Origin of the sequence: Corynebacterium pseudokroppenstedtii (genome assembly GCF_019754945.1) — a bacterium.
Lineage (GTDB): Bacteria > Actinomycetota > Actinomycetes > Mycobacteriales > Mycobacteriaceae > Corynebacterium > Corynebacterium pseudokroppenstedtii.
This window is the reverse complement of record NZ_JAEUWU010000003.1, coordinates 77,469-101,654: the sequence shown is the minus strand read 5'-3', so window position 1 is coordinate 101,654 and position 24,186 is coordinate 77,469. Positions and strand designations below refer to the sequence as shown.

The 24,186-nt window shown below is 56.6% G+C and carries 21 protein-coding genes and 1 tRNA gene; 11 read left to right on the top strand and 11 right to left on the bottom strand.

The features are described from left to right. Positions 1-17 precede the first annotated feature (17 nt). The gene (gene metG, locus JMN36_RS05680; protein ID WP_204582140.1) at positions 18-1,856 is read right to left on the bottom strand and encodes a methionine--tRNA ligase; all 1,839 of its coding nucleotides are present in this window, start codon (positions 1,854-1,856) and stop codon (positions 18-20) included. Between the two features lie 141 nt (positions 1,857-1,997). Here metG and JMN36_RS05675 point away from each other — a divergent pair, with 141 nt between their 5' ends. Together JMN36_RS05675 and JMN36_RS05670 are read left to right on the top strand one after the other, a co-directional pair. Next, positions 1,998-3,281 (top strand): aminodeoxychorismate synthase component I, encoded by a 1,284-nt coding sequence (locus JMN36_RS05675; RefSeq protein ID WP_221924002.1) that lies wholly within the window; start codon positions 1,998-2,000, stop codon positions 3,279-3,281. Between the two features lie 132 nt (positions 3,282-3,413). Then, positions 3,414-3,833, top strand: coding sequence for an RrF2 family transcriptional regulator (locus JMN36_RS05670; protein WP_221924001.1), 420 nt, complete (start codon positions 3,414-3,416; stop codon positions 3,831-3,833). Between the two features lie 69 nt (positions 3,834-3,902). On the opposite strand, the gene JMN36_RS05665 is transcribed toward JMN36_RS05670, so the two are convergent. Both JMN36_RS05665 and rsmI read right to left on the bottom strand, forming a co-directional pair. Further along, positions 3,903-5,672, bottom strand: coding sequence for a BCCT family transporter (locus JMN36_RS05665; RefSeq protein ID WP_221924000.1), 1,770 nt, complete (start codon positions 5,670-5,672; stop codon positions 3,903-3,905). Between the two features lie 92 nt (positions 5,673-5,764). Continuing rightward, entirely contained in the window at positions 5,765-6,634 is an 870-nt protein-coding gene (gene rsmI, locus JMN36_RS05660; protein ID WP_221923999.1) for a 16S rRNA (cytidine(1402)-2'-O)-methyltransferase, read from the bottom strand. A 37-nt stretch (positions 6,635-6,671) separates the two neighbouring features. On the opposite strand from rsmI, the gene JMN36_RS05655 reads away from it, so the two are divergent. Further along, positions 6,672-8,372 carry a dolichyl-phosphate-mannose--protein mannosyltransferase gene (locus JMN36_RS05655; protein WP_236883005.1) on the top strand — a complete coding sequence of 567 codons (1,701 nt, stop codon included), beginning with the start codon at positions 6,672-6,674 and terminating at the stop codon, positions 8,370-8,372. Positions 8,373-8,452: 80 nt separating this feature from the next. Here the strand turns inward: JMN36_RS05655 and JMN36_RS05650 are convergent, their stop codons facing one another. From JMN36_RS05650 to JMN36_RS05640, 3 genes are all read right to left on the bottom strand, one after another. Then, complete coding sequence (locus tag JMN36_RS05650) at positions 8,453-9,262, bottom strand: zf-HC2 domain-containing protein (protein WP_204088175.1); 810 nt, start codon at positions 9,260-9,262, stop codon at positions 8,453-8,455. Between the two features lie 86 nt (positions 9,263-9,348). Beyond that, complete coding sequence (locus tag JMN36_RS05645) at positions 9,349-9,759, bottom strand: DoxX family protein (RefSeq protein WP_204088174.1); 411 nt, start codon at positions 9,757-9,759, stop codon at positions 9,349-9,351. A 77-nt stretch (positions 9,760-9,836) separates the two neighbouring features. Then, positions 9,837-10,337, bottom strand: a complete 501-nt coding sequence (locus JMN36_RS05640; protein WP_204088173.1) for a DoxX family protein — start codon at positions 10,335-10,337, stop codon at positions 9,837-9,839. A 113-nt stretch (positions 10,338-10,450) separates the two neighbouring features. Between JMN36_RS05640 and JMN36_RS05635 the strand changes: the two genes are divergently transcribed. Beyond that, positions 10,451-11,557: a lipoate-protein ligase small subunit gene (locus JMN36_RS05635; protein WP_204088172.1), complete on the top strand. Its 1,107-nt coding sequence runs from the start codon at positions 10,451-10,453 to the stop codon at positions 11,555-11,557. Positions 11,558-11,586: 29 nt separating this feature from the next. Here JMN36_RS05635 and JMN36_RS05630 read toward each other — a convergent pair whose 3' ends face one another. Further along, a complete protein-coding gene (locus JMN36_RS05630) occupies positions 11,587-12,978 on the bottom strand; it encodes an FtsX-like permease family protein (RefSeq protein WP_204088171.1) in 1,392 nt (463 codons plus the stop codon). Then, positions 12,979-13,707 carry an ABC transporter ATP-binding protein gene (locus JMN36_RS05625; protein WP_204088170.1) on the bottom strand — a complete coding sequence of 243 codons (729 nt, stop codon included), beginning with the start codon at positions 13,705-13,707 and terminating at the stop codon, positions 12,979-12,981. A gap of 140 nt (positions 13,708-13,847) precedes the next feature. Between JMN36_RS05625 and JMN36_RS05620 the strand changes: the two genes are divergently transcribed. From JMN36_RS05620 to JMN36_RS05600, 5 genes are all read left to right on the top strand, one after another. Further along, positions 13,848-14,651 carry a sensor histidine kinase gene (locus JMN36_RS05620; protein WP_236881615.1) on the top strand — a complete coding sequence of 268 codons (804 nt, stop codon included), beginning with the start codon at positions 13,848-13,850 and terminating at the stop codon, positions 14,649-14,651. Continuing rightward, positions 14,648-15,322: a LuxR C-terminal-related transcriptional regulator gene (locus JMN36_RS05615; protein WP_204088168.1), complete on the top strand. Its 675-nt coding sequence runs from the start codon at positions 14,648-14,650 to the stop codon at positions 15,320-15,322. The genes JMN36_RS05620 and JMN36_RS05615 overlap by 4 nt, the downstream gene beginning before the upstream one ends. Positions 15,323-15,470: 148 nt before the next feature. Next, positions 15,471-16,535 (top strand): Fe2+-enterobactin ABC transporter substrate-binding protein, encoded by a 1,065-nt coding sequence (gene fepB, locus JMN36_RS05610; RefSeq protein ID WP_204088167.1) that lies wholly within the window; start codon positions 15,471-15,473, stop codon positions 16,533-16,535. A 70-nt stretch (positions 16,536-16,605) separates the two neighbouring features. After that, positions 16,606-17,853 (top strand): alpha/beta hydrolase-fold protein, encoded by a 1,248-nt coding sequence (locus JMN36_RS05605; protein WP_221923998.1) that lies wholly within the window; start codon positions 16,606-16,608, stop codon positions 17,851-17,853. A gap of 299 nt (positions 17,854-18,152) precedes the next feature. Beyond that, positions 18,153-19,574: an MFS transporter gene (locus JMN36_RS05600; protein ID WP_204088165.1), complete on the top strand. Its 1,422-nt coding sequence runs from the start codon at positions 18,153-18,155 to the stop codon at positions 19,572-19,574. Positions 19,575-19,693: 119 nt separating this feature from the next. Here the strand turns inward: JMN36_RS05600 and JMN36_RS05595 are convergent, their stop codons facing one another. Continuing rightward, a complete protein-coding gene (locus JMN36_RS05595; RefSeq protein ID WP_204088164.1) occupies positions 19,694-20,221 on the bottom strand; it encodes a DUF805 domain-containing protein in 528 nt (175 codons plus the stop codon). A gap of 346 nt (positions 20,222-20,567) precedes the next feature. Here JMN36_RS05595 and JMN36_RS05590 point away from each other — a divergent pair, with 346 nt between their 5' ends. Then, positions 20,568-21,107: a DJ-1/PfpI/YhbO family deglycase/protease gene (locus tag JMN36_RS05590; protein ID WP_204088163.1), complete on the top strand. Its 540-nt coding sequence runs from the start codon at positions 20,568-20,570 to the stop codon at positions 21,105-21,107. 95 nt (positions 21,108-21,202) lie between these two features. Next, a tRNA-Ala gene (locus JMN36_RS05585) sits at positions 21,203-21,275 on the top strand. A 124-nt stretch (positions 21,276-21,399) separates the two neighbouring features. Here the strand turns inward: JMN36_RS05585 and JMN36_RS05580 are convergent. Further along, the gene (locus tag JMN36_RS05580) at positions 21,400-22,407 is read right to left on the bottom strand and encodes an NAD-dependent epimerase/dehydratase family protein (RefSeq protein WP_221923997.1); all 1,008 of its coding nucleotides are present in this window, start codon (positions 22,405-22,407) and stop codon (positions 21,400-21,402) included. A gap of 88 nt (positions 22,408-22,495) precedes the next feature. Continuing rightward, on the bottom strand, positions 22,496-24,148 hold the full coding sequence (locus tag JMN36_RS05575) for a gephyrin-like molybdotransferase receptor GlpR (protein ID WP_204088161.1): 1,653 nt from the start codon (positions 24,146-24,148) through the stop codon (positions 22,496-22,498). Between the last annotated feature and the right edge of the window lie 38 nt (positions 24,149-24,186).

Genomic DNA, 24,186 nt, shown 5'->3' with positions numbered 1-24,186 from the left:
AGGAAGGGAATCCCGGCTTAATGGACGACAGGCGCCCACTCTGGGCCGGTTTCCGCCAACTCGGGGTCCAGTTTCGCGAAGATCGGCTTTGGCTTCCTCAGCGTCGTGCCGGCTTCGATGGGGATGCGCTTCCATGCTGCCTGCTGGTGGGAATACTCACCGGTGATCACATGGTAGGTTCGCCCTTCCTCAGGAAGGCCAACTCCCATGAGCTCAACCGGGGTGTCATCCGTCACTTCGTCGATTCGTGGCATGGCTGCCCATTCGCCGGTGCGGCCCAGGGTTTCATGAACCTTCTGGGCAGCATGTGGCAAGTAGGGCGTGAGCAGCACATTGCAATCGGACACGACCTGCAGCGCAGTGTGCAGCACGACGGCCAGGCGGTCCCGCTGGTCCTCATCCTTAGCTAATTTCCACGGCTCCTGGGCAGCAATGTAGGCATTAGCCTCACCGACCAGATGCATAGCCGCGTTGATCCCGGCGCGGAAACGAGAATGCTCTATATTCTCCGCAACGATGTCGAAGGTTTTCTCCGTGAGGTCGAGAAGGGCCTTATCGTCATCAGTGCGGTCAAGCCCGGAAATATCGGGAACTTCACCGAAATTCTTCGCCGCCATAGACACCGTGCGGTTGATCAAGTTACCCCACGAATTGGCTAACTCGTTATTGTTACGGCGGACGAATTCATCCCAAGTGAAGTCCGTATCGTTGTTTTCTGGACCGGCGACGGCAATGAAGTATCGCAACGGGTCGGGGCCAAATTCGCGGAGGAAATCTTGCACGTAGATCACCACGCCTTTGGACGACGAGAACTTCGATCCCGACATGGTGAGGTATTCGGACGAGACGACTTCTGTCGGCAATTGGAGGTCACCCAACTTGCCTTCGGTGCCCCCGCGTAATCCCAGGCCACGGTATCCCAGCATTTCAGCAGGCCAAATTTGGGAGTGGAAGGTGATATTGTCCTTGCCCATGAAGTAGTAGGACTTAGCCTCAGGGTTGGTCCACCATTTTTTCCACGCGTCGGGCTCACCGATACGATGGGCCCACTCGATGGAGGCAGACAAATACCCGACGACGGCGTCGAACCACACATAGAGTTTCTTGAATTTATTATCAGCCCATCCTTCGAGGGGAACGGGCACTCCCCAGTCAATGTCGCGGGTCATAGCGCGGGGTTTGATGTCCTTCAAAATGTTCAAAGAGAACTTGAGGACGTTTGGCCGCCAATCCTTGCGGGATTCGAGCCACTCCCCTAACGAATCCGCGAGTGCGGGCAAGTCAAGCAAAAAGTGCTCGGTTTCAACGAACCGTGGTTTTTCACCGTTGATCTTCGACACCGGATCGATCAGGTCGGCAGGATCCAACTGGTTGCCACAATTATCGCATTGGTCGCCACGAGCTCCGGAGGCACCGCAAATTGGGCAGGTGCCTTCGATGTAGCGGTCGGGAAGAGTGCGCCCTGTCGACGGGCTAATAGCACCCAGAGTCGTTTGCTTCACCATGTAGCCGTTGGAGTACAGCGTCATGAAGAGCTCTTGAACAATGGCGTAGTGATTGCGCGTCGTTGTTCTGGTAAAGAGGTCATAAGAAAGACCTAGTCCGGCCAGGTCTTCAACAATTTGCTTGTTATAGGTATCGGCAAGCTGCTGCACGCTGACGCCTTCTTTTTCCGCCTGAACCAACAGCGGAGTTCCGTGTTCGTCAGTGCCGGAGACCATGAGTACGTCACGCCCGCGCATTCGCTGGTAACGGGCGAAAACGTCGGAGGGAACACCGAAACCGGCGACGTGTCCGATGTGGCGGGGCCCATTAGCATAGGGCCAGGCGACAGACGTAAGTATGGGTGCAGACATACCGTCTAGGCTACAACGCGCTGCAAATTTTACCGACATGAAGGGCAGTCTTAGTGCCCGTCCTTAGTGCTCGTCGTGATCCGTCGACATCCCCACCGGCAGTTCCGTCTGACGCAGGCGCCGGCAGCTACAGTGATTTTTATGCTCCCCGGCCTATCAAACGTATCCGACGCATCTCATGATGATTCTGCTTCCATGACACGCCTTGGTTACAGCTCGCTGGCCCCTGTCGATGTAGGTATGTCACTTCTTACCGACGGCCATCTCCCCGCGATGGCTATCGGAGCCTGGGGTGGGCTCGACGCCGTCATCGCACCGGATGCTTTATGCACGTACTGCGACCCTGAGGACGCATTAAAGCCCCCACCTGCACTTTTCCGCTCTCCGGGCAACGCTTCTGCCAGCACCTCTGGCAACGACGATGGGTCGACAACACCGGCTTATCCCCACAACGGCGTTCGGTTTGGTTTCATCTCGTATCCCGACCCCACAGTGTATGCAGCAGGCGTCACCACCCACCACGTGATCTGGCGCCACAATGGGGAATGGTTCACCAACGGTGATCCCGAATGGGCCACAGATGTTCTCGTTACTGCGAATCAACGTCGCCACTTTCACTCGATTCCACAATGTTCTCCGGCAACGCACTGGAGCTCTGGCGACCGAGATGCTCACCGACATGGTGTTATGAACTGTCTGGATGCTATTCGCGCCGGGGAGGTCTACCAAGCATGCATCTCCGCCCAGTTTCGGACACCAATGACGTCGCGTGCCGACGCCGCCCGATGGTGGCTCTCGACCGTCCACCGCACCCGCCCCCAGTACGCCATGTACCTCGCAACGCATGACCGCGCCATTGCCTCGCTGAGCCCCGAACTGTTTCTGGAGCGCCGGGGCTCCACGGTGTGGTCGTCGCCAATTAAAGGAACGATTCCCCTTGACCGCGATCCCGGGGAACTAGCGCGGAGTAGGAAGGATGTTGCGGAGAACATCATGATTGTTGATCTCGTCCGCAATGACCTCAGCCGCGTGTGCAGGGACGTGACCGTGCCCTCGTTGCTGGAGGTCGTGCCGGCACCGGGGGTGTGGCACCTCGTGTCGACGGTGTCTGGACAAGTGGATGATGTGTCGCCGGCGCGGGATTCCCGCATTATTGATGCGTGTTTTCCGCCCGCGTCGGTGACGGGCACGCCGAAGTTACGGGCGCGGGAATATCTGGCCGAGTGGGAGCCGGTACCGCGCGGTATTCATTGCGGAACGGTGGGGTTGAACTGGGGAGATCTCGTGGCAAATGTGGCCATCCGCACCGCGGAATGGGTGAATGGCGAGCTGATTTTGGGCACCGGCGGCGGGATCACCATTGACTCCACTCCCGACGCTGAATGGGCCGAAATCATGGCCAAAACGTCGACTTTACGCTGGTAGCGGCGTAGTCAATCCCGCGTTGATCACAGAAACCACGCGGTCATTCACACACCAAATCACACGAACCACGCGTGAATCGTCGGGCCGGTTCCCGCATTTTTTGGCCCTGGCCCGTGGCGCTACGCTGAGACTGTGAATCTTACGAAGTTCTCTGATCTCGGTTTACGCGCCGTCATGCATATGGCGCGGTCAGGGAATGCGCGGACAACAGCCCGCGAGGTCGCCGAAGCGATTAACGCTCCGCGAACCCATGTTTCGAAGGTCATATCGCGGCTGACGGAATTCGGCATTATCGACGCCACTCGCGGCCGCGGCGGGGGAATCACTTTGGTCGACGGCGCCGAGAATTATTCCGTCGGGGCCATCGTCCGTTTCCTCGAGGGGCCCAGCCCAGTGATCGACTGCGAGCACCCCCACCCCTGCCCTTTTAACATCAACTGCCGGCTGCAGCACGAACTCGCCCAGGCACAAGAGGCGTTTTTCGCGTCATTAGATGCAGTGACAATAAAAGACATCACGCCCGTGAGGCCTCAAATTCCTCACCAGGCGTGATGTCTTTTCGTGTTCCTTGATTGACGACGGCTACTCGTCGGCCGTCACCACGGTTCAGCTAGTCAGCTGCTAGTCAGCTCTCGTCATCGCCGTCGACGGCCCGGCCGACGAATCGCCAGTAGCCTGTTCAGACCGCCGGTCCTTTCCGCGGATCTTGTCAGCGCGACGACGTTGGCGCGCAGCATGAGCCGCCTCCACTCGTCGCTCACGAGCAAGCTTCAACGCGAAGCGTCGATGCTCACGGTGATCCAAGTACACCGGGTCTTCCCTAAACCCTTTCACCAGCGCGAACATCAGCGCGATGATGATCAGGAGGAAGGGCGACGCCGCGATAATCGTGACCGACTGCAGGTTGTTCAACGCGTCCGATCCGCCGGAGACCAGCAGCACAATACCGATTGCCGCGGTGAGCACACCCCACAAGCATGTGACGCGAACGTCGGCAACGATACGGCCATTCTGGGACATCGAGCCCATCACCGTCGACGCTGAATCGGCAGAGGTAATGAAGAAGGTAGCCAGCAGAATCATCGCCAAGATGGAGAAGACCTGAGCCCCAGGCATGGACTTGAGCAGCGAGAACAGCTGGTGGGTGGAGTCACCGTCGCCCCAAATGGAGCGCCCAGTTTCCTCCAGGTGAACAGCCGTCCCACCGAAGATCGAGAACCACACCACCGTAATTGCGGACGGAACCAGCAGCACCACGCACACGAACTCGCGGATGGTGCGTCCGCGGGAAATGCGGGCAATGAACATTCCGACGAAGGGTGACCAGGAGACCCACCAGGCCCAGTAGAAGATCGTCCAGGTGCCCAGCCATTTACCTGCCGTACCGTTATCGGTGTCGGCAGTACGGGCAGCCATCTCGAAGAATTGCTGAACGTAGCTGCCAAATGCCGTCGGGATCATGTTCAGAATGACGACGGTCGGGCCCACGATCAGCACGAAGATCCCCAGAACGGCGGCCATGACCATGTTCGCGTTCGAGATGTACTGAATTCCCTTGCCGACGCCCGACACAGCGGATGCCAGGAAGAACAGGGACAGGATGACCACGACACCAACCAAGACCGGCGTTCCCGGGTTGTGGATGATGCCGGTTTCGTCCATACCTGAGCCGATCTGCAGCGCACCCAGCCCCAGCGATGCGGCGGTACCAAACACGGTGGCAAAGATGGCCAGGACGTCGATAGTTTTACCCATCCAGCCTTCGGCCCTCTTCGCGCCAATGAGCGGAATGAACGCAGAGGACAAGAGCTGTTTGCGGCCCATGCGGAATGTTCCGTAGGCGATGGCTAGTCCCACGATGGCGTAGATCGCCCAGGGGTGCAGCGTCCAGTGGAAGAGCGTCGACGCAAATGCCGAGTTCAGATCTTCAGGCTCGGAACCGGGCACACCTTCGCGAAAGAACGTGAGCGGCTCTGTCGTTCCGTAGAACATCAGGCCGATTCCCATGCCGGCGGCGAACATCATCGCAATCCAGGATGGCGTCGAGAATTCGGGTTCTTCATCATCGCGGCCCAACCGGATGGAGCCGAACCGCGAGAACGCGATGGACAAAATGTAGAAGACGAAGACCGTCCCGAACAGGACGAACATCCAACCAAGGTTATTGACGATCCAGCTCAGAGCGTCAGAGGCAAACTCCGCGAACCCGTTGGGTGCGATAAGTCCCCACAAGATGACGGCGAGCACGAGCGCTGCCGCGGGTCCTACGACTCTCCAGTCGGTGGGAGCGTTGTCGGTAGCGTCGGACATGCCGAGCTGCCCTTCCCCCGTCAGCACTTCGGGATCATAGTCACCAAGAATGACTTCAGGATCGATATTCTTATGGTCCATTCGTCCACTATGTAACAGGACTCTTTTTTATTCAATTGCTACTCAGTTTTCAGCAACTATTAAGCTCCGCCTATTCACTGCCTATTCAGTGCCTATCCACTCGCCTTTCTGGCATCGACGACGGCCTCATAAAGATCCTTTTTCCGCATCCCCCACTGGTCAGCGACGGCTTTGCACGCGTCCTTCAGACGAAGACCATCCACCCGCACACACGCTTCAACATCATCGATGAGCTCCTCCACGGGCGGATGAGCGGTCGCGTCACGGGCACCTTCCAGGACGACGGTGATCTCACCGCGGATCCCCTCCGCAGCCCACGCGGCAAGGTCCTCCAGCGTCCCGCGACGAACCTCCTCATAGAGCTTGGTGAGCTCACGGCACACAGCAGCACGACGATCGCCACCGAGAATCTCCACCGCCGCGGTCAAGGTCCCTTCAATGCGGTGAGGTGACTCGAAGAACACACAGGCGCGTCGTTCTGTGGCTAAGGACGATAACCACTCCCGACGAGCCCCAGCCTTGCGCGGCACGAAACCATCAAAACAGAACGTGCCGACGTGAAGACCCGACATCGCCAGCGCGGTGGTCACGGCTGAGGGGCCCGGAACACAGCCCACGTGAATGCCTTCGTCGTGGGCTCGTTCCACAACGGGGAACCCGGGGTCGGAAATGACGGGCATACCGGCGTCGGAAATGATGAGGACAGTTCTGCCACGCTGGGCTTCTTTAATGAGGGCATCGACGCGGCTGGATTCATTGTGGTCAAAATTCGACACAAGATGCCCGGAGATGTCGATGCCCAACGCATTGGCAAGGTTGTGTGCTCGGCGGGTGTCTTCTGCTGCGACAACATCCGCGGTGGCGAGGGCATGACGCAGCCGTGGCGACGCGTCGTCGATGTTGCCTAATGGCGTTCCCGCGACGACGATCCCGCCGCGATAGGACGAATTATCCTGACTCATATGTCTAGCTTCCCATACGGCTGGCATACTAATTTGCGTGACTGCCCGGAATTCTTCGCCGACACCTCTCATTTCGCCCTACCGGTGGGCCCAAATCGTGATGGGCATTGTGGCCTTTTTGACACGGTTTATCGGTTTGAGCTCGCCGACGGATAAAGGTGCCCCGGTTTTCGACGAAAAGCACTACGCGCCACAAGCGTGGCAAATGGTGAGATCGTGGAGTAATCCTTTCGTTGGCGGGATTGAAGATAATCCCGCGTACGGCTTAGTGGTGCACCCGCCCGTGGGCAAACAGATCGAAATGATTTCCGAGTGGCTCTTTGGCTACAACGCGTTTGGGTGGCGGGCAGCCTCCGCGACCTGCGGCGTCATCATCATCCTGCTGATTATGGGCATCGTAAAGCGCTTGGCGGACTCCACCATGATCGCCTGCATGGCGGGCATTATCGCCATTTGCGACGGCGTTCTGCTGGTCACGCAACGCACGGCCATGCTGGACGTTTTCCAGTGTTTATTTGTGGTGGCGGCGGCATATCTGTTGGTGCGCGATGCCCAACAGATGCAGGACCGGATGAAAAAAGTCCGTCATGAAGGCCGGATGACGGATTCCCCCTGGGGACCGCGCATGGGATATCGGTGGTGGCGATTCGCCGCCGGAATCAGCATTGGTTTGGCGACCGGAGTGAAATGGTCAGGCCTCTTTTACATTTTCTTCTTCGGATTGCTGTCGGTCATGGCAGATTTAGCCCGACGACGCCGCTTCGGTGTACAACGCCCTGTGGTGGGCACGCTACGTCGAGATACCTTCCCCGCGATTGCGTCGCTGGCTATTCTTCCTTTAGCGGTCTACATGTTGTCGTGGCGCGCATGGTTTGCCGATGAAAACAGTGTCTACAGGCATGCTAAAGAATCCGGGCTTATTGAAGATGGAAGCATACTGAAACACGTCCCCTCACCGTTGAGTAACTGGCTGTATTACCAACAGCAAGTACTCCAGTTCCATGCAACACTGACCAACTCCAATGGGCATTATCATCCATGGGAATCCAAGCCGTGGTCCTGGTTGGCCTCTACACGGCCCATGATCTACTACGACTCGGTTCATGACGACGGCACGCACTACGCGCAAATGCTCTTTGGCACGCCCATTATTTGGTGGATATCGGTTCCTGTCATCGCCTGGGCAACATGGTGCTGGATCGTGGGTAAAGATCGACGCTGGGCTGTGCCGGTTGTCGGCTATGCGGCCGGGTTCCTGCCGTGGCTCACCGACGTCGACCGACAGATGTATTTCTTCTATGCGACGAACATGATCCCGTTCCTTATCATGGCGATCGCTCTGTGCTTGGGGCAGCTGTATTCGTGGTCCATTGCGGATTCGCGCTTGAGGAACCGCGCTTTGGGCAAGCATCTTGGGGGCTACCTGTCACGGCGTCGGCAAGGGGTTTCTAGCCGACGTCGGTCTGGTGCACAGTCTGACGCCGCAGCAAACGCGGATTCGTCGCGTGTTCGACCGCGTGCGGTAGGGGCATCGGGAAGTGTGGCGATGCGCGCTGCCTCGTCCTCCCGCTGGGCACGTGTGAAATCGCTGTGGATCAATGACACCGGATCCATCCTGGCGTGCCTGTACCTGGGTGCGGTGGTCGCGATGTTTATTTACTTCCTGCCACTTATGGTGGCCATGCCCTTGTCTGGTTCGGAGTGGGAGGCCCATATGTGGCTTCCGAGCTGGAAATAAACCACTCCCCCGGCGCGGGCAAAGCTCCGGCACAGGAAAAGCCCCGGCGCGGGCAAGAGCCCTAACCGTTGTTACGTGGGCTACTGATCCCCTACGTGACGGTGGACGTCGTCATTGGCCTCGTCAATCAGACGGGCCGTTTCTCTGGCATCGGAAAACGTGGACTTAACCGGCCGGGCGCTAAATGATTTCAGGGAGCCGGTCACGTCGCCGGCACTGACTCCGAAGTGACTGAACCAACACCACACCATGACAAGAACGGTCACAATGAAGAGAACTAATCCCATCAATTGCTGAGGTGTGGCAAGCCCGAGGACAATGTCCCTGGAAGCGAAACCCGCGGTAAAGGCCCATAAGGCACCGAAGAGGGGAATCATTCCAGCGGTCATTCGTGGACGCCACGCACACCAAAAGAGCGAAAATCCGAGGGACAAACGCATGGCGGCGGCGTCGATAAATAAACGTGCGACATCCGGGTCATGGGAATCCCCCACTGCGCCATCGGAGTCGCCGCCCGAGGGAACCGTACTGCCGGTGAGCATCGTCGAGTGGCTCAACAAATATATGGCCCAACCGACATAAATGAGACCAAGAACAACAAGGACGATCCGGGATAATGATAGAGAAATGACCCGCCATGAACGACGGCGTGGCAGTTGATCTTCCGGTAAGGATTGGACGAGGGACTCGGAAAAATCGGGGATGGATTCGGAGTCATCAGCGGGAGCGACCCGCAAGGTGCGCCCTAGAGTTAATGCTTGTGTGTACCAGTTTTGGCAGTCTTGGCATTTCGCCAAGTGGGCGTCAATTACGTCGTCGTCCCAGGTTGCACGGGACCGTTCACCGTCTATGCGTGCTGACAGCGCTTGACGCACCTCATTGCACTCCATAATTCCCCTTTCATCATGCCGACCACACCGTCACCTCAGGGCCATCACCACAGAACGGCCGTTCCACGGCAGCCACCCCAGAATCGTCAGGATCGTCGCTGAAAGAAGTAATCGAGGCTAGCCCTACCAGCACCAAAAATGGCGATCACTATGAGGGTAACGACGAGGAGAGCAACGAATTCCACTCCACCATGTGCAACAAAGAAGCCTCGATGAAGATGGACAAACCAGAGTGCACCGACCATGTCCATGATGAGGACAACGGAGGCAGCGGGTGCCAGGATCCCCACAAAGATCATGGCGCCGCCGATCATTTCGACGAATGAGACCAGAGCAGCGATGAGCTCTGGCTGAGGGATCCCCAGCTGATCAAATTGTCCCCCGGTCGCGGATAAGCCGGTCATCATTGCTTTATCCCAGCCGTGAGCAATGAAGATCAAACCGACGACAATGCGCAGCAAGAGAAGTGCTGCGTCACGAACCTCCGGTTTATTCATAAACATGACCGTACCCGAGCTGGACCCCTAGCCGGAAAACATAGGTTTCCGCGCATCGCGAGGATAATGACCCCGTTTTATGCGACGGTGGGTTCTACGCCATCACGGGGCTGAGCGATCTCGCTGGACACAGGTGCCGCGGGTGCGTCGGAGGAGTTCTTCTTCCGCCCAAACAGGAGCTTATCGACGCTGACCACGCCGGGACCGGTCAAGAGAAGAAGAAGTGCGCACGCGCCCAAAACGAGGACGTATTCGTAGCCGCCATCGCTGCTCCACAGCCCGGCGTCCTTGTGCACGAACCAGAACGCACCAGCCATATCGATCACGAGGACAAGGCTGCTGAGGCGGGTGAGAAGACCCACGATGAGGAGAACGCCGGTGATCAGTTCACCCCAGCTTGCGAGGGTTGCTGCGATATCGGTGGCCGGGATGTTCATGGCTGCGAAGGAGTCACGGGTACTCCCCCAGCCTTTAGTGACGGCGTTTTGCCAGCCGTGCATGACAAAAAGAAAACCAAGGACGAGGCGGAAGATAAACAGGCCTGCGTCGCGGAAGAAAGGATCCAGTTTCGTTGACATATCAACTACATTAGCAAAAATAGCCAACCGCGCATAGATTGCACATCTTCATTATGGGTAGGCAAACTCAAGATCATTAAGTAGCTTTCGTTAGACCACCTATAATCGGGCGCATGTCAACAGATACTCAGCCCTCGTCATACGCTCAGCCCTCGTCGGCACGCCCTATTCACTTTGAGCTCAAAGTACCCGGCGGGAAACTCATTGTTATTGACACCACCGTCGACAACGACACCATCACATCATTACGACTCTCTGGTGATTTCTTCCTCGAACCGGATGAAGCCTATGACGAAATTGGGCCTGCATTGGTAGGAACAAAAACCTCCGCGTCTACTGAGGCACTTGAATCGCGACTTAATTCCGCATTAGCCCATTTCGACAATCTCGATCTCGAAGGATTAACCATTCACGATATAGCCGTCACCGTGAAACGAGCGGTCTCAGGCGGCAAAGATTTCACCGATTACGAATGGGAAATCCTTCGCCCCGGCGTGCTCCCCACTCCGGTCAACGTCGCCTTTGACGAACTGCTCTTAAACCAGGTCGCCGATGGGCGTCGGGGCCCCACCCTCCGTTTCTGGGAATGGGACGATAAAGCCGTCGTTTTTGGCTCCTACCAATCGTATTCAAATGAATTAAACCAAGAGGGAATCGACAAATACGGAATTACTCCTGTGCGTCGAATCTCTGGTGGCGGCGCCATGTTTATGGAGGGCGGAAACTGCATTACTTATTCGCTCTACGCGCCCATCGACCTCGTCCAGGGCTATTCGTACGTCGCTTCCTACGAATACCTCGACCAATGGGTATTAGCAGCATTAGCCAAGCATGGGGTCAACGCCTGGTACGTGCCCATTAACGACATCACTTCCGACGGCGGAAAAATCGGTGGAGCTGCACAGAAACGCCGCCGTGGAGCGATTTTGCATCACACCACGATGAGCTACAACATCGATGCCGACAAGATGATGGATGTCCTTCGTATCGGGAAGGTCAAGGTATCGTCGAAGGGGTTAGCATCGGCAAATAAGCGAGTTGATCCCTTGCGACGGCAAACCGGTGTCCCCCGCGAAACCATCATCGACACCATGGCCCAAGAATTCATAACGCGGTACGGGGCAACACCGGCGTCGCTGACCGACACAGATATGAAGGAAGCAGAGGAGATGGTCACCACCAAATTCGGTAATGACGCATGGACAAAGAGGATTCCGTAACGGCTAGGCCGTGATACCTGGGCCGTCGGCTAATCATTCCGGCGGACATGCTGAGTAATCTGCTTTTGCCGCAGTGGATCGACAACTACTACTGCGGCCACGGACAAAACCAAGCTCATCACGAAAGCACAGATAATCCACGTTAATTGCGGACCGGCCGAAAGATTCTCGACAAACCGCCCATATGAGATCCGACCCAAGTACAGACCAAACAGAAACGTGAAACCACTGGTCATGAGAAGCGGATAAAAGGTCTGCTTCATCGCCACCCTCTTATGCAGTGACGACGGCACGCCTACGAAATCGAGTGCGCGTGTAAGCTCCGCTTCTTCAAAAACAGTGGATGCCTGGTTCAGCATGGTCCCGCTGATCGAAACGAGTAAACCAACACCATAGGTGACGACAGCTCCGGTCACCGTGTCCCGGTTGATTGTAGGATCACCCAATTCATCCCCTGGGTTCCTCGGCATGACTGCGACGTACCCCAAGAGGAGTGCGAGGAAAGTAAGGGCATTTGTCCGCTTCCATGCGGTACGCCCGTCGGTCATGACTCTGCGCGTTGCCAAGAAATTGAGTCTCCCAGGAAGAACGCTTGATATACGAGCTGCGAGCTGGATGAGCCATGGGACCACGAGGTTAATACCGAGCACAATGACATACACGATCACGGCGACAACAGTCAGAGTCTGACTTAAGCTTTGGGAATTAGCCTTGATGTGGGATAAAGCGACGCGGGCAATCACAACGATCGCGACAAAAAGGATCAGGCGCCAGAACTTAAGCGCCGTAGGAACGTCCCTCTTCGAGACCCCTAATGGCGACACCATGACACGTTTGAGGCCGATTACAGCAGCTACCGCTGCCAGTACAAGGATAATTGCCCATAAAGCCGGGTAGCCCCACCACGGTAAGAGAATCTCCCAGAGTCCAATGCGGGTATTTTGGAAACTAACAAACGACCATGCCGGTGCCGCAATGACATAAAGCACAGTTCCAAGCACCAAACCGGCGAATGCCAACGCACTGGTTTCTACCAAGGTGAGCCGTGTGATGTCTCTGTTGGATAGCCCCAGCAACCTGAGTGCTGCTAAGCGCCGTTCTCGGCCGGAAGCCCCTAAAACAGCTGATTGCGCCACGAGTGACATCATTGCGGGAACAACAAACACACAGGCGAAAGCGGCGAGCCCAACATACGTTTGCCGTAACTCATCGCTCATCTCGTGGAGCGATGCCACCGAAGGATGACGATAGCGTTCGTAGAACATCCACGTCCCGCCGGCAACAGTCAAAGCCATCCACGTGCTCACGGTAAAGGCAAACACCGCTAACGCCGAGAGCCATTTATTTCCCGTCCCCGCACTATGGGATGCTTTTTGCAGTTGAACACCCAGGTGGGAGAGCGTCGATAAGGAAACAGCCATTTAGCTCACCGCCCCGGACAACATGCGATCGTCATGGATGATGCCATCGCGGATTTCAATCCGACGCTGACACCAATTCGCGACACTGTGATCGTGAGTCACCATCACTAAGGTGGACCCTGCCTGCTCGGTGATCGCAATTAGCTGCTGCATGACTTCATGGCCGGTCGATTGGTCGAGAGCACCCGTAGGCTCATCTGCAAATATGATTGCTGGTTTAGCCGCAATAGCTCGAGCGATAGCGACGCGTTGCGCCTGGCCACCGGACATTTTCCCTGGACGACGACGGATCAGCTTCCCCAGCCCCATGCGCCTCAACATGTCGTCGGCATCAGCATAGGCTCGCTTACGAGACACGCCCTGAAGAATTGCTGGAAGCGCCACGTTTTCCTGCGCTGTGAGCTCTGGGAGGAGCTGCCCGTCTTGGAACACAAATCCGAATTCACGCAAACGAACCGCTGACCGTTTCGCATCATTTAGCTTTGAGACGACGGTATCGCCGTACCGGATTTCACCGTCATCCGGAACAAGCACGCCGGACATGCAATGCAAGAGAGTGGACTTGCCCGAACCCGACGGCCCCATCACCGCGACGGATTCACCCTGGCCGATCTCCAAGGAGATACCCGTCAAAACTGGGGTCGAGGCGAACGATTTCGTGATGTCGTGGACAACCAGCGAAGACTGAGAGTAGCGTCGCTGGCTCTGTTGCGCGTTGTGATCTTTCATGGCACCTATTTCACAGTTTGTCCACCGAGTTCACCACAGCTCTAACGCCCGAATCGTGGTAGATCTAGCACTACCCCCATCGCTGGTGGAGAGGGCGCGGCCGCTACTCACACGGGGTTGAAGTTTCTATCATGGCACACATGGCATTATCAGCCTGGCAACGATTATCGCACCACTTACGGCCCCGGAACCGCTCTGCTGATTCGCGGTCGCATGAATGTGTGGCAGCTGAACGCATCAATGAGCTGACGGCGTCGCGCCGGGCCATTGCCGATGCCTACGAGGTTGAGCGCCGTCGCATAGAAAACGATCTTCACGACGGGGCTCAGCAGTATTTTGTGGCTGCTTCTCTTAAGCTCGGGGAAGCCGAACTTGAGTCGGAAAATGGGAGCGCGGAGCTACAGCGGCTCCTTGAGGAGACGCGCTCGCACCTTGACGATGGGCTTCATGCTCTTCGCCGGACTGTCCACGGTATTCATCCGCAAGTACTGCGCGACCAGGGCTTATATGCCGCGGTTCAGGAGATAGCCGAATCGTACGGTCCGAATATCGCCGTGCATTGTCCGCATCCACTCCCCGATCTTCAGCCCAGTGTGCTGGCGTCGGCCTATTTCTTCTGCGCCGAGTGCCTGACCAATGCTGCAAAGTATGCCCCCGGCGCGCCCGTGACCGTCCTTTTGGTCTCTGACCAGGATTTACGGATTTCTATTGTCGACGAGGGAGACGGCGGGGCTCGCCTGGGCCCAGGACTATCGGGAATGCGTGAGCGCTTGGCCGCCTTCGGAGGTTCCATGCAGCTGAACTCGCCGGTTGGTGGGCCGACGACGGTGATTGCGTCGATTCCCGTCATGCTCAACCGTGGGCAGAGCGGATATCCTGCGAGTGATTCCACGGCATCCACCACACCCATGACTTCCACGGCGTCTGGTGGGGATTCATTATGAAAATAGTCATTGCCGACGATTCCGCCTTGTTGCGCGAAGGCGTCGCAGGGTTAGTTGAAAAACGCGGATATGAGGTTATTGCGAAGCCGACGTCTGCCACAGAATTACTCGATGCTGTGACAAGCCTCGGTAATGATCACGGATTACCTGACCTCCTCATCACCGACGTGCGCATGCCTCCTGACATGCGTGAAGACGGTTTACGAGCCGCTCTTCAGCTGCGCGAGCGTTTTCCGTCGTTAAGCATCATGGTGCTCTCTCAATACGTGGCCCCTGCTTATGCTCGTGAGCTTTTCGCGCCGGGAACCTCCCACGGCGCGGGCACGGGGTATTTGCTGAAAGATCGGATCGGAAAAGTCAAAGACTTCCTGGAGTCCATTACCATCGTGGCTCAGGGCGGAGTGGTCATCGATCCGGATGTTGCGACAGCGTTGATGAAATCCGGCAGATCAGGGTTGCGGCTGCTCACCGCACGCGAACGTGAAGTGATGGAACTCATGGCACGTGGAAAGTCCAATGCCGAAATAGCCCAGGATTTGTTCCTTTCTGGTGCTGCGGTGGCGAAACATGTGTCCAATATTTTCTTAAAGCTCAATCTCGAACCGGGTGAAGATAACCGCCGCGTACGCGCAATTTTGGAGTATTTAACGGAAACGACGGGGCTGATCTGACGCGGCCAATCTGCCGTGATCGATCCGGCACGGTTAAGCGATAAACCTGCAGCACACTTCGGCTCTAGATTTGAGGCTATCTTTACTTTTGCACGTCCAGTAGTATGGGGAGCCTCATTTGTTTGTTTCTCTAGAAGGAGTCACCTCCGTGTCCCGTTCCAGGTCTCCCCACCGCTTGCGCTCACTGCGGGCGGTTTTGGCGTCAACACTCGCCGTATCACTCATCATGGGTACAGTCGCATGCTCGCGCAATGAGGATTCAACCCAATCGTCATCGGATACGGCCTCTTCTTCGTCTTCTGAATCAGGTCAGAGCTCATCCACGCAGGCCAACGAAACGTGGCCACGCACTGTGGCCACCGACCACGGAGAAGTCAAGATCCCGGACAAGCCGAAAAAGGTCGTCTCAGCTGCAGTAACGCTGACTGGCTCCTTGCTTGCCATTGGTGCACCGGTCGTTGCGTCGGCAGGCGGACAAAAGGGAACGCCTCTCACGGATGACAACGGTTTCTTCACTCAGTGGTCTCAGGTTGCGGACAAGGAGCATGTGAAGGTCCTGGATCTCAACCCCTCGGCGGAATCCATTCTTGCTGAAAAACCTGACTTGGTTGTGATGTCCTCCACGGGCCAGGACGCCACCCCTGACCTTTATGAACAGATTTCAGAAGCTGTCCCCACGGTGATGATCGACTATTCCGATAAGGACTGGCAGGATGTCGCCACGATGTTAGGGAAAGCGACTGGCCTCGAGAAGAAAACCTCTGATGTCATTAAGAAGTTTGATGACACCGTGGCTAAGGCTCGTGATGAGATCAAGAAGCCTGAGCAACCGGTCACGCCGTTGGTGTACACGCCGCAAAACAAGTCGGCACGTGTGTGGACAAAAGATTCTGCACAGGGCAAACTGCTGACTAAGCTAGGGTTCACCCTTGCCGACGTTCCAGAAAGCGCACGCGGAGCGAATTCGATGGGCCCGCGGTCTGACGTTTATGTTGTCTCCGCTGAGAATCTACCGACGGCGGCTACTGGAAAGACTGCGTTCCTCTTCGCCGCGGATGATAAAGCTGTGGATGCATATAAGAGCAATCCGGTTCTGGCTGATACCCCCGCCGTGAAGAACAAGTCCGTGTATTCCATGGGCACAGACACGTTCCGGATGGATTACTACAGCTCGCTGGCCATGATTGACCGTTTAGAGGACTTGTTCCATTAAGATTCCCCATCACGCATCGTTGAAATCAAACCCCGTTGTGTGCCCCGGGCCGACTGCCACTACTCGAACCTTGGTTTTCTGGTGGCAGGAGCCGCAAGCCCTTGACGCGCAAACATCACTGCCGCGCGGCGACGGCCATCGTCGTCGCTATGACACAGTCTTTTTCCACCTCTCCGGGGTTCATGATCACCACGATGCTGCCCTCCACCGAATGACGGATCACCACGATGGGTGGTGGTCATTCACGGTGACCGTACCGTCGGATCTCTGCGGCTCCTACTACATCATGCCTGCGGAAACGGTTCCCGACGAGGTGGTGGAGGATTCGCCTTCTCCTCATCACCACATCGACTTCCGGGCACGCTGGAAAGCCCTCATGACACTCATGGTGGTCGATCCGCACGCCCAGATACAGCCTCTACGATCACTACGATCGTCACATTCCTCAGCCGATACCGACCACTCCCCTCATGCGAAGTCATCCGGAATTGTTCGGCTCGATGACGCTTTGCCCGAGCCTGGGTGGGACGCCGTGAAGCCGTCCGAGACACTTGCTGACAACACGAAAGCCGGGTTTACCCCCTACACATGGCACTCGACGTCAGAGTTTTTCCAAGACAGACATGTGTGGGTAAGAACCCCCGTCGGCAATCAGAGTGATAACCAGCGACGTCGACCGTGGCTACTCATTCTTCTCGACGGTCAAGACTGGTACGAGGCACAGACTGGTTGTGACGCCGCACTCCGCGCGCTTGAGACCAGCGGTAGCATTCCCGAGGTCACTGCAGTAGCCGTCGAAACGACAGATTCCCCAGCTCGCGGACAGAACCGCCTCCGCGACCTTGGCTATAACGTCGCCTGGAGGAGTGTGCTCCAAAACGATCTCATCCCCGCCATCACCCGTGACTATGACATTGCCGATCCTTATGTCATTGTGGCTGGCCAGAGTCTTGGCGGGCTATGCGCTACCGACTGCGTCATTGAAAGCCCCGAAAGGTTCCATGCCGCTATCGGGTGTTCACCATCATTCTGGTTTCCGACGCGACAGGGGCCGCGGCTACCCGGCCCGCCTGGCGGACTCATCGCGGAGAAGCTCCAGCACCAAGCCACTCTGGCCGCACTCGCGCAGAATGATTCACGATTCTTTTTCGACGTGGGAACCGGCGAAGGGTTCATGGAGTCTCATACGCGTGTGGTCGTCGCGGAGCTAGAGCGAGCCCACATTCGTTGCCACTTTGATGTATCGACGCATGGGCATGATCCTGCAGCGTGGCGGGGTGCCCTGATGCGGGGGCTCTGCTTTATGGCGGCGCAGTAGCGTTCTGGAAAGAGCGTTGTGAAAAGCCGTACCAATTCCCACACTCTGCACGGACTTGATGCCCCATTTCCACACCTTAAATAGGGTGGTTTCGTTTTTATCCTTCAGAAAAACTTGGGTGCGGCGTCGAAAAACTAGGCTGGAGTTAGTGGGCCAGCAACAACGCCTCTCACTGGTTGACGCCGATGTTCAACCCCAGCATCCGCTGTTAGCTGACCATTTTTATGCGCAGCATGCCCACTTCACAGGACGTGTTGCAGATATTTCATTCATCTGCCTACTTTTGGAGGCGACTTATCATGGCTGATGAACTAACTGGCACCACATTCGAACAATCCACTACCGAACGCGGTCGTGAGCTCTTGGCCCGCATGGATCGCTTCCCTGCTTGGCCACTGCGCAAGCGTGATTTCTTCGTCATCGGTATTGCTTATTTCTTCGTTTTTTATGACATCAGCGATATCGGTTTTGCCATGCCGGCTATCGATGAGCAAATGAATTTGGGCCAGGACACGTCTTTGTTCGTGGCTCTTGCCGTTGGTCTCGTGGGCTACATAATCGGCTCACTACTCGCTGGCTGGCTCTCCGACGCAAAGGGACGGAAAGTCTCTTTCATCGGTTCCCTCGTTTTCTCGGGAGCGGGATCTCTCCTCTGCGGGTTCTCCTTCACGGTGTGGGATCTTTCGCTCTGGCGCTTCTTAACCGGCATGGGCGTAGGAGCAGCCCTCAACCTAGCTTCCACCTACGTCGGCGAAATTGCACCAGCTAACCAACGCGGCAAGCTTTCCGTCGCCACCTTTATGGTCGGCATTATTGGCCAAGCGATCACACCGTTCGTTGCCCTAGCATTGGTTCCGAACTTCCACACCGGATGGCGCTGGCTATTCTTCATCGGCGCACTTGTCGGCGTCTTCGGCGTTCTCTTCGCCCTGGCCCTTCCCGAGTCGCCCAGGTGGTTAATTTCCCAATGGCGCTGCGATGATGCTGAAAAGATCATCGAGAAGATGGAAACGAACTTCACCGACGAGCAGCTGCGTAAAGGGCAGAAGATTCGCGAGGAATTCCGGAAAGAAGTTGAAAAAGAAGAAGAGAGGCAAGATCGCTCTCTTGGGCTCACCGGGACAGACAGCGCACCGTCGCTCACTGAAGGAAAGTACCTGCGCACGGCCATTGTTATGGCTCTGATGTGGTTCCTGTGGTACATCGGCAACTACGGCTTCTTAGGCGATGCACCCGACCTTATTTCGTCGCACGGCGAGAACATTGCTGGGTCGATTCTGTACCTCGCCATCGGCGCCATCGGTTACCCGACCGGCGCGCTCATCATGATCTTTATCTCCGATAAATTCGAGCGCAAGTACCTCATCTTTGTTTGTACGCTGGTGTGGGCAGCCGGAATGCTGTGCATCGCGACGATGGCAAGCTCCTTCATGGTGACGCTTGGTTCATTCCTGGCGTCCATGGCATTGGGTTCCTACCTACAGATGGGCTACACCTTCACCGCAGAATCCTTCCCGACGACGCTACGTGCGCGCGGGTTCTCCATCGCGGATGGTTGTGGTCACCTTGGTGGCGCGGTTGGTTCGCTCCTGCTGCCCTTCGTTGTTAACAAGACGTCGTTCTTCGCCGGCTTTGCGATGATTGCGTTGACTGGTGTTGCTGCCGGACTGCTGGCATTGACAGGTCCGAAGTCGTCGTCGAGGTCGTTGGAAGACATTTGACGGCGATCTCATACGAATCATGGCGGGGTTGTATTTCCCCACCATGTCACGGTCCGATTCTTGGTTTCTTCATCACGTGACTTTCTTTTTAGTCACGTGTTTTCGTAGTTACGTGATTATCAGACGGCAGGTGAAAGATTTTCTCTGTCGTCCCACTTTTCTTTCATCTTCTCGGGCCTCGACGGAAGAATCGTCATGATGAAAATCACGAAAGCACCTATAACCGTAAAGACAATGAACCACCACGGCCCAGCAAAGCCAGCATCATGCAAGCGTCGCCATGTGAGCGAAAGGCTCGGCACCAAAATAATCAAGTTAAAGACAGCGCTGGCGAGCCCCACTGGATTGGTCACATCATCAGGATCCACACCAGCACTAATTGCGACTGCGGAAACCGCAGCGTAAATAAGGAACAAGACCAGCTGAACCCACCAGAATTCGGACCTCGATGAGCGTCCTTTAAACCGAAAGGCTCTGGTAACGAATCTCCTAACGGCTGCAGACAAACTTGCGCCGTAGAAAGGCTGCGACAATGGTGGCTCACCATCGTACTCAGGGGCATCATCGGGGCCGTGGTATCTACCTGGAGTAGTGGCTCCGTATTGTTCGGTGTCGTTCTGCGACGGGAATGGCTGCATATCAGTCATGTTCCCTACCCTAACAATTTTTCTTTTCATTTTTTAGCCCAAAATCAACGTTCTTAACTTTTTAACTAAGTTGGAACGCTGCCCTAACTCCACACATGACGTCCCTGTAGCACCGCAACGGACCATACAATCCGTTGCTCAGACCGTCTGTGCCGTCTGTGCCCGTCGGGTTGATGGAATACATCTCGCTCATACGTGTTGGATCTAACCGGGAGGGCGGAACAGAGCCACCATATGATCGTGCATCACGTCGGTGGAGTGCTCTCTTCTCCTAAACGAGAGTCCGTTCGCTCTCCAGACCAGATCAACACAATAAAGCTATTCGAGTTTCTGAGGAGATAACGTCATGGCAAAGAAAGCAGTCATCATCGCAACTGATTTTGGTGTCGAAGAGCCAGAAATTATCTCACCGCGGGATGCTTTAACATCGGCAGGCATTGATGTCACCATCGCCTCCAACTCGGGCAACGACATTCAAACCGTGACGGGCGACAAAGACTGGGCATCCACTGTCAAGGCCGACACAACTCTCGACAAAATCAGTGCCGACGATTACGACCTGGTCATTCTCCCAGGCGGGACGGTCAATGCTGACACCCTCCGCATCGATACGGAGGCGCAGCGCATCCTTAATGAATTCGCGTCGGCCCACAAGCCGGTCGGCGCCATTTGCCACGCACCGTGGGCGCTGATCGACGCCGGACTGACCGAAGGCAAGACCATGACGTCCTACCAGTCCATTCGCACGGACCTCAAGAACGCGGGTGCTCACTGGGTGGACGAAGAAGTCTTCCGTTGCCCCGGGAATGACTGGGCATTGATCACATCACGCAACCCGCATGACCTGCCGGCCTTCACCAAGGCACTCATCGACGAACTGGCTTAACGAGCTGCAGCGAGAATCGTCCCTGGCACTTGGCACCCAACGACCTGTTTGTTTTGGGGATCACGGGTCCTCGGAGTAAAGTGCTGGGGGTCCGCGGGGCATTGGCGCAGTTGGTAGCGCGACTCGTTCGCATCGAGTAGGTCAGGGGTTCGATTCCCCTATGCTCCACAAACACTGTTTTCCCTGGTCTCTGTTGGCCAGGGATTTTCGTATACCTGCAGGTGGGGGCGAACTTGCGAGATTAACTCAGTCTCGGTTCCGGGCGGGAGCACCGTACCCCAGATGAATTCTTCTAGCCTTCCGCCCGATTCTCTAGCGTGTATGTGGCGGCATCGATAACAGTGTCTTCAATGGACCGTGGATCCCACCCAAGCAGCCGTTGCGCTTTGCTGGTGTCATAGTGGTGCTCCATGCCGATCAACGTATTCATAACCGCCATAGCGGAAATGAACCGAGCACCAACCTTAATAACGAAATCGGGGATGGTCATCGTACTAATCTTGCGGCCCTGTTCCCCAAGACGATCTTTAAGTAACCTCGCCATCTGAGGCATTGTGATTTCGCCGGGCTGGGCGATAAAACGCTCCCCGTCAGCTCGATCGTCGAGCATGGTAAGAATATGCAGATCAGCCAGATCACGGACATCAACTGCCTGGTACGTGGCCTTCGGACTCGGTGCACCGCGCAATATCGACGTGAACAATAGCTCGGTGCTGGAGCTTCGCCCGTTCATGAAGGGCCCGAAAATTGCTCCTGGAAGGATCGTGACGAGCTTTGTTCCCGATTGCTTGCCAATGATGTCCCATGCGGTTCTCTCCGCCACAACCTTGGACCGCATGTAGTTAGTAACGAGCTTGTCATCGATATCAGTCCAGAAGGTTTCGTCGATGGTGCGGTGCGTATCCACACGGCCAGGGAAGACCGCTGCTACCGAGGAGGTCATGACGATTTTCTTGACTCCCGCATCGATAGCGGCATTAAAAACGTTGGTTACTCCAGCTTTTGCGGTTGGAATCAACTTTGGGTCATTGTGGTTCTCCCCGCCGAGAGGAGATGCCAGATGCAATACATAGTCGATCCCTGCGACGGCTTCCGCCCACCCCTCAGAGGAGCCGAGATCCGCGACGGCAAACGACAAATTGCTGGTATCGACGCCTTCAGCAGCAAGCATGTCAACGATGACGGTGCTCTTAGCCGAGGAACGAACGGTGGTTCGGACCGTATGACCCTGCTCTTCAACTTTGCGGATGGTCCAGCCGGCGAGGAAACCGGTGCCGCCGGTGACGAGTACGGTACTCACGAATGCTCCTTCGGCAGGTGCTAGTGACTCACGGGGCGCGAAGCCGAGAGCAAGCTAATGGGGTTTAATAACCAGCTGCTTAACCCCTCTACCCCACACGACGGATGTGCGTCACGCTGGCGCGCCCATCACCGTCTGTCTCGTAGCGATCGTACTGACGGTCGATGTACTCGCCGTCGTCCTGCATGTCATCCGGTTCCTCGACGCCGAAGTAATCGGCAGCGTCCACGTACTCCAGCTCAGCCAACTCCGGATCAGTGTCATTCGTCTCAATCACGGTGCCAGCCGGCCGACGTAACCGCGACGACACAGCCCGGTCGTCATGGTCATCCTCGGCGTTCCGGACACCCATCCGGGCACGCCGCATCCGGCGAAGACGGCGAGCCGCCAGGCGCTGCTCCTCAATAGCCTGCTTCCGCAAGAACGCTAGGTACACACCAGTAGCGACAGCACCGACAACAGCACCGGCCCACATAGCGCCACCGAACACAAAGCCAAGGACCAACAGCACAACCGTCACCGCAGCCAAACCGAAGAGCACACGCTTACGCTGGGTGAACCGCCGCCGCGCATTCCGCTCGGCGAGCTCCGGGTCGTACACGCCCCGGCCACGCCGGCGGTCCACATACGCCCGATCCTCATCCGTCACCGCAATGTCGTCATATTCAGAACGTGCGAGTTCCTCGAGCTCTTCGTCCGACAAAGCATCCAGCCCGTCGTCGAAAAGCATGGTGCTTGAGCGACGTTGAGCTTCACGACGCTCCTCGCGCTCATCGTCTGATTCGTCGGCAAAGTCATACGCGTGCTCAAATGCCGGGTCGCCATCGCGATAATCCACGACATCCTCCGGGCGATCATAGGCGTCGGGGAACTTCTCTCTGTCCTTCGCCACGGCGTCGTCGGACCCGAAGTCGTGGCCATACACGATTGAGGTACGGTCTTCACCGGTGAGCACATCATCAGCCGATTCTTCGTCCACGGAAACCGGTCGACTGCCCCGTCGAGAACCGCGTTCCTGAGACGAAGCCGCCTCAGCAGATTCCAGCTCGGGAACGCCCTGGACCGCTCCCGATGAATCCATAATGACGTCACCATCGACAACGCCCACCGGGACGCTCGATTTCTCGCCCGATGCCGTTTGATCATCCTTCGCCTCACCGGCCAATCCGGGGGCTTGGTCGTCGGTGTCGTCGACGAATTCTTCAAACTCGGCATCGTCAACCGGTTCTGTCACAACATCATCGACGTCATCAGCCACAACAGACGAGGCGCCGAACGATTGATCGGAATCCTCGGGCTCCAGCTCTCCGACCACGACATCTTCGTCGTCACGCGTATCCCCCTCGACATGGTCCCCGGCTTGTTCCTCGGCGTGAGCCTCCGAATGAACTTCCCGCACCGAAGCATCGTCAGCGTCGGACTCACCAGAGTGCACAGCGTCACCGGAGTACACAGCGTCGCGGTCATCGTACGCGCGGAAGTGGACATCGTCCTCGTCTAACAAGCGGTACTCGTCCTCGGCAGGATCGGGTTCCACATCAGGTGACGCAGACCGACGTCGCACATGCTTCGTTAACCGACCAGAGGACGCGACTGACCCAGACCCGCCACGGTACAGAACGCGCGTTTCCTTCAACGCCTTCGACGTACGACGCACTGGCCCCTGGTTTCGCAAAAGTAGTGGCGCCAGAACAGCAAGCCACAGCACCACAATAAGAACGATCAAGAGGGAACTCGACACGTCGGAATCTCCTTAACTGACGTCAGCCGCGGGGAATC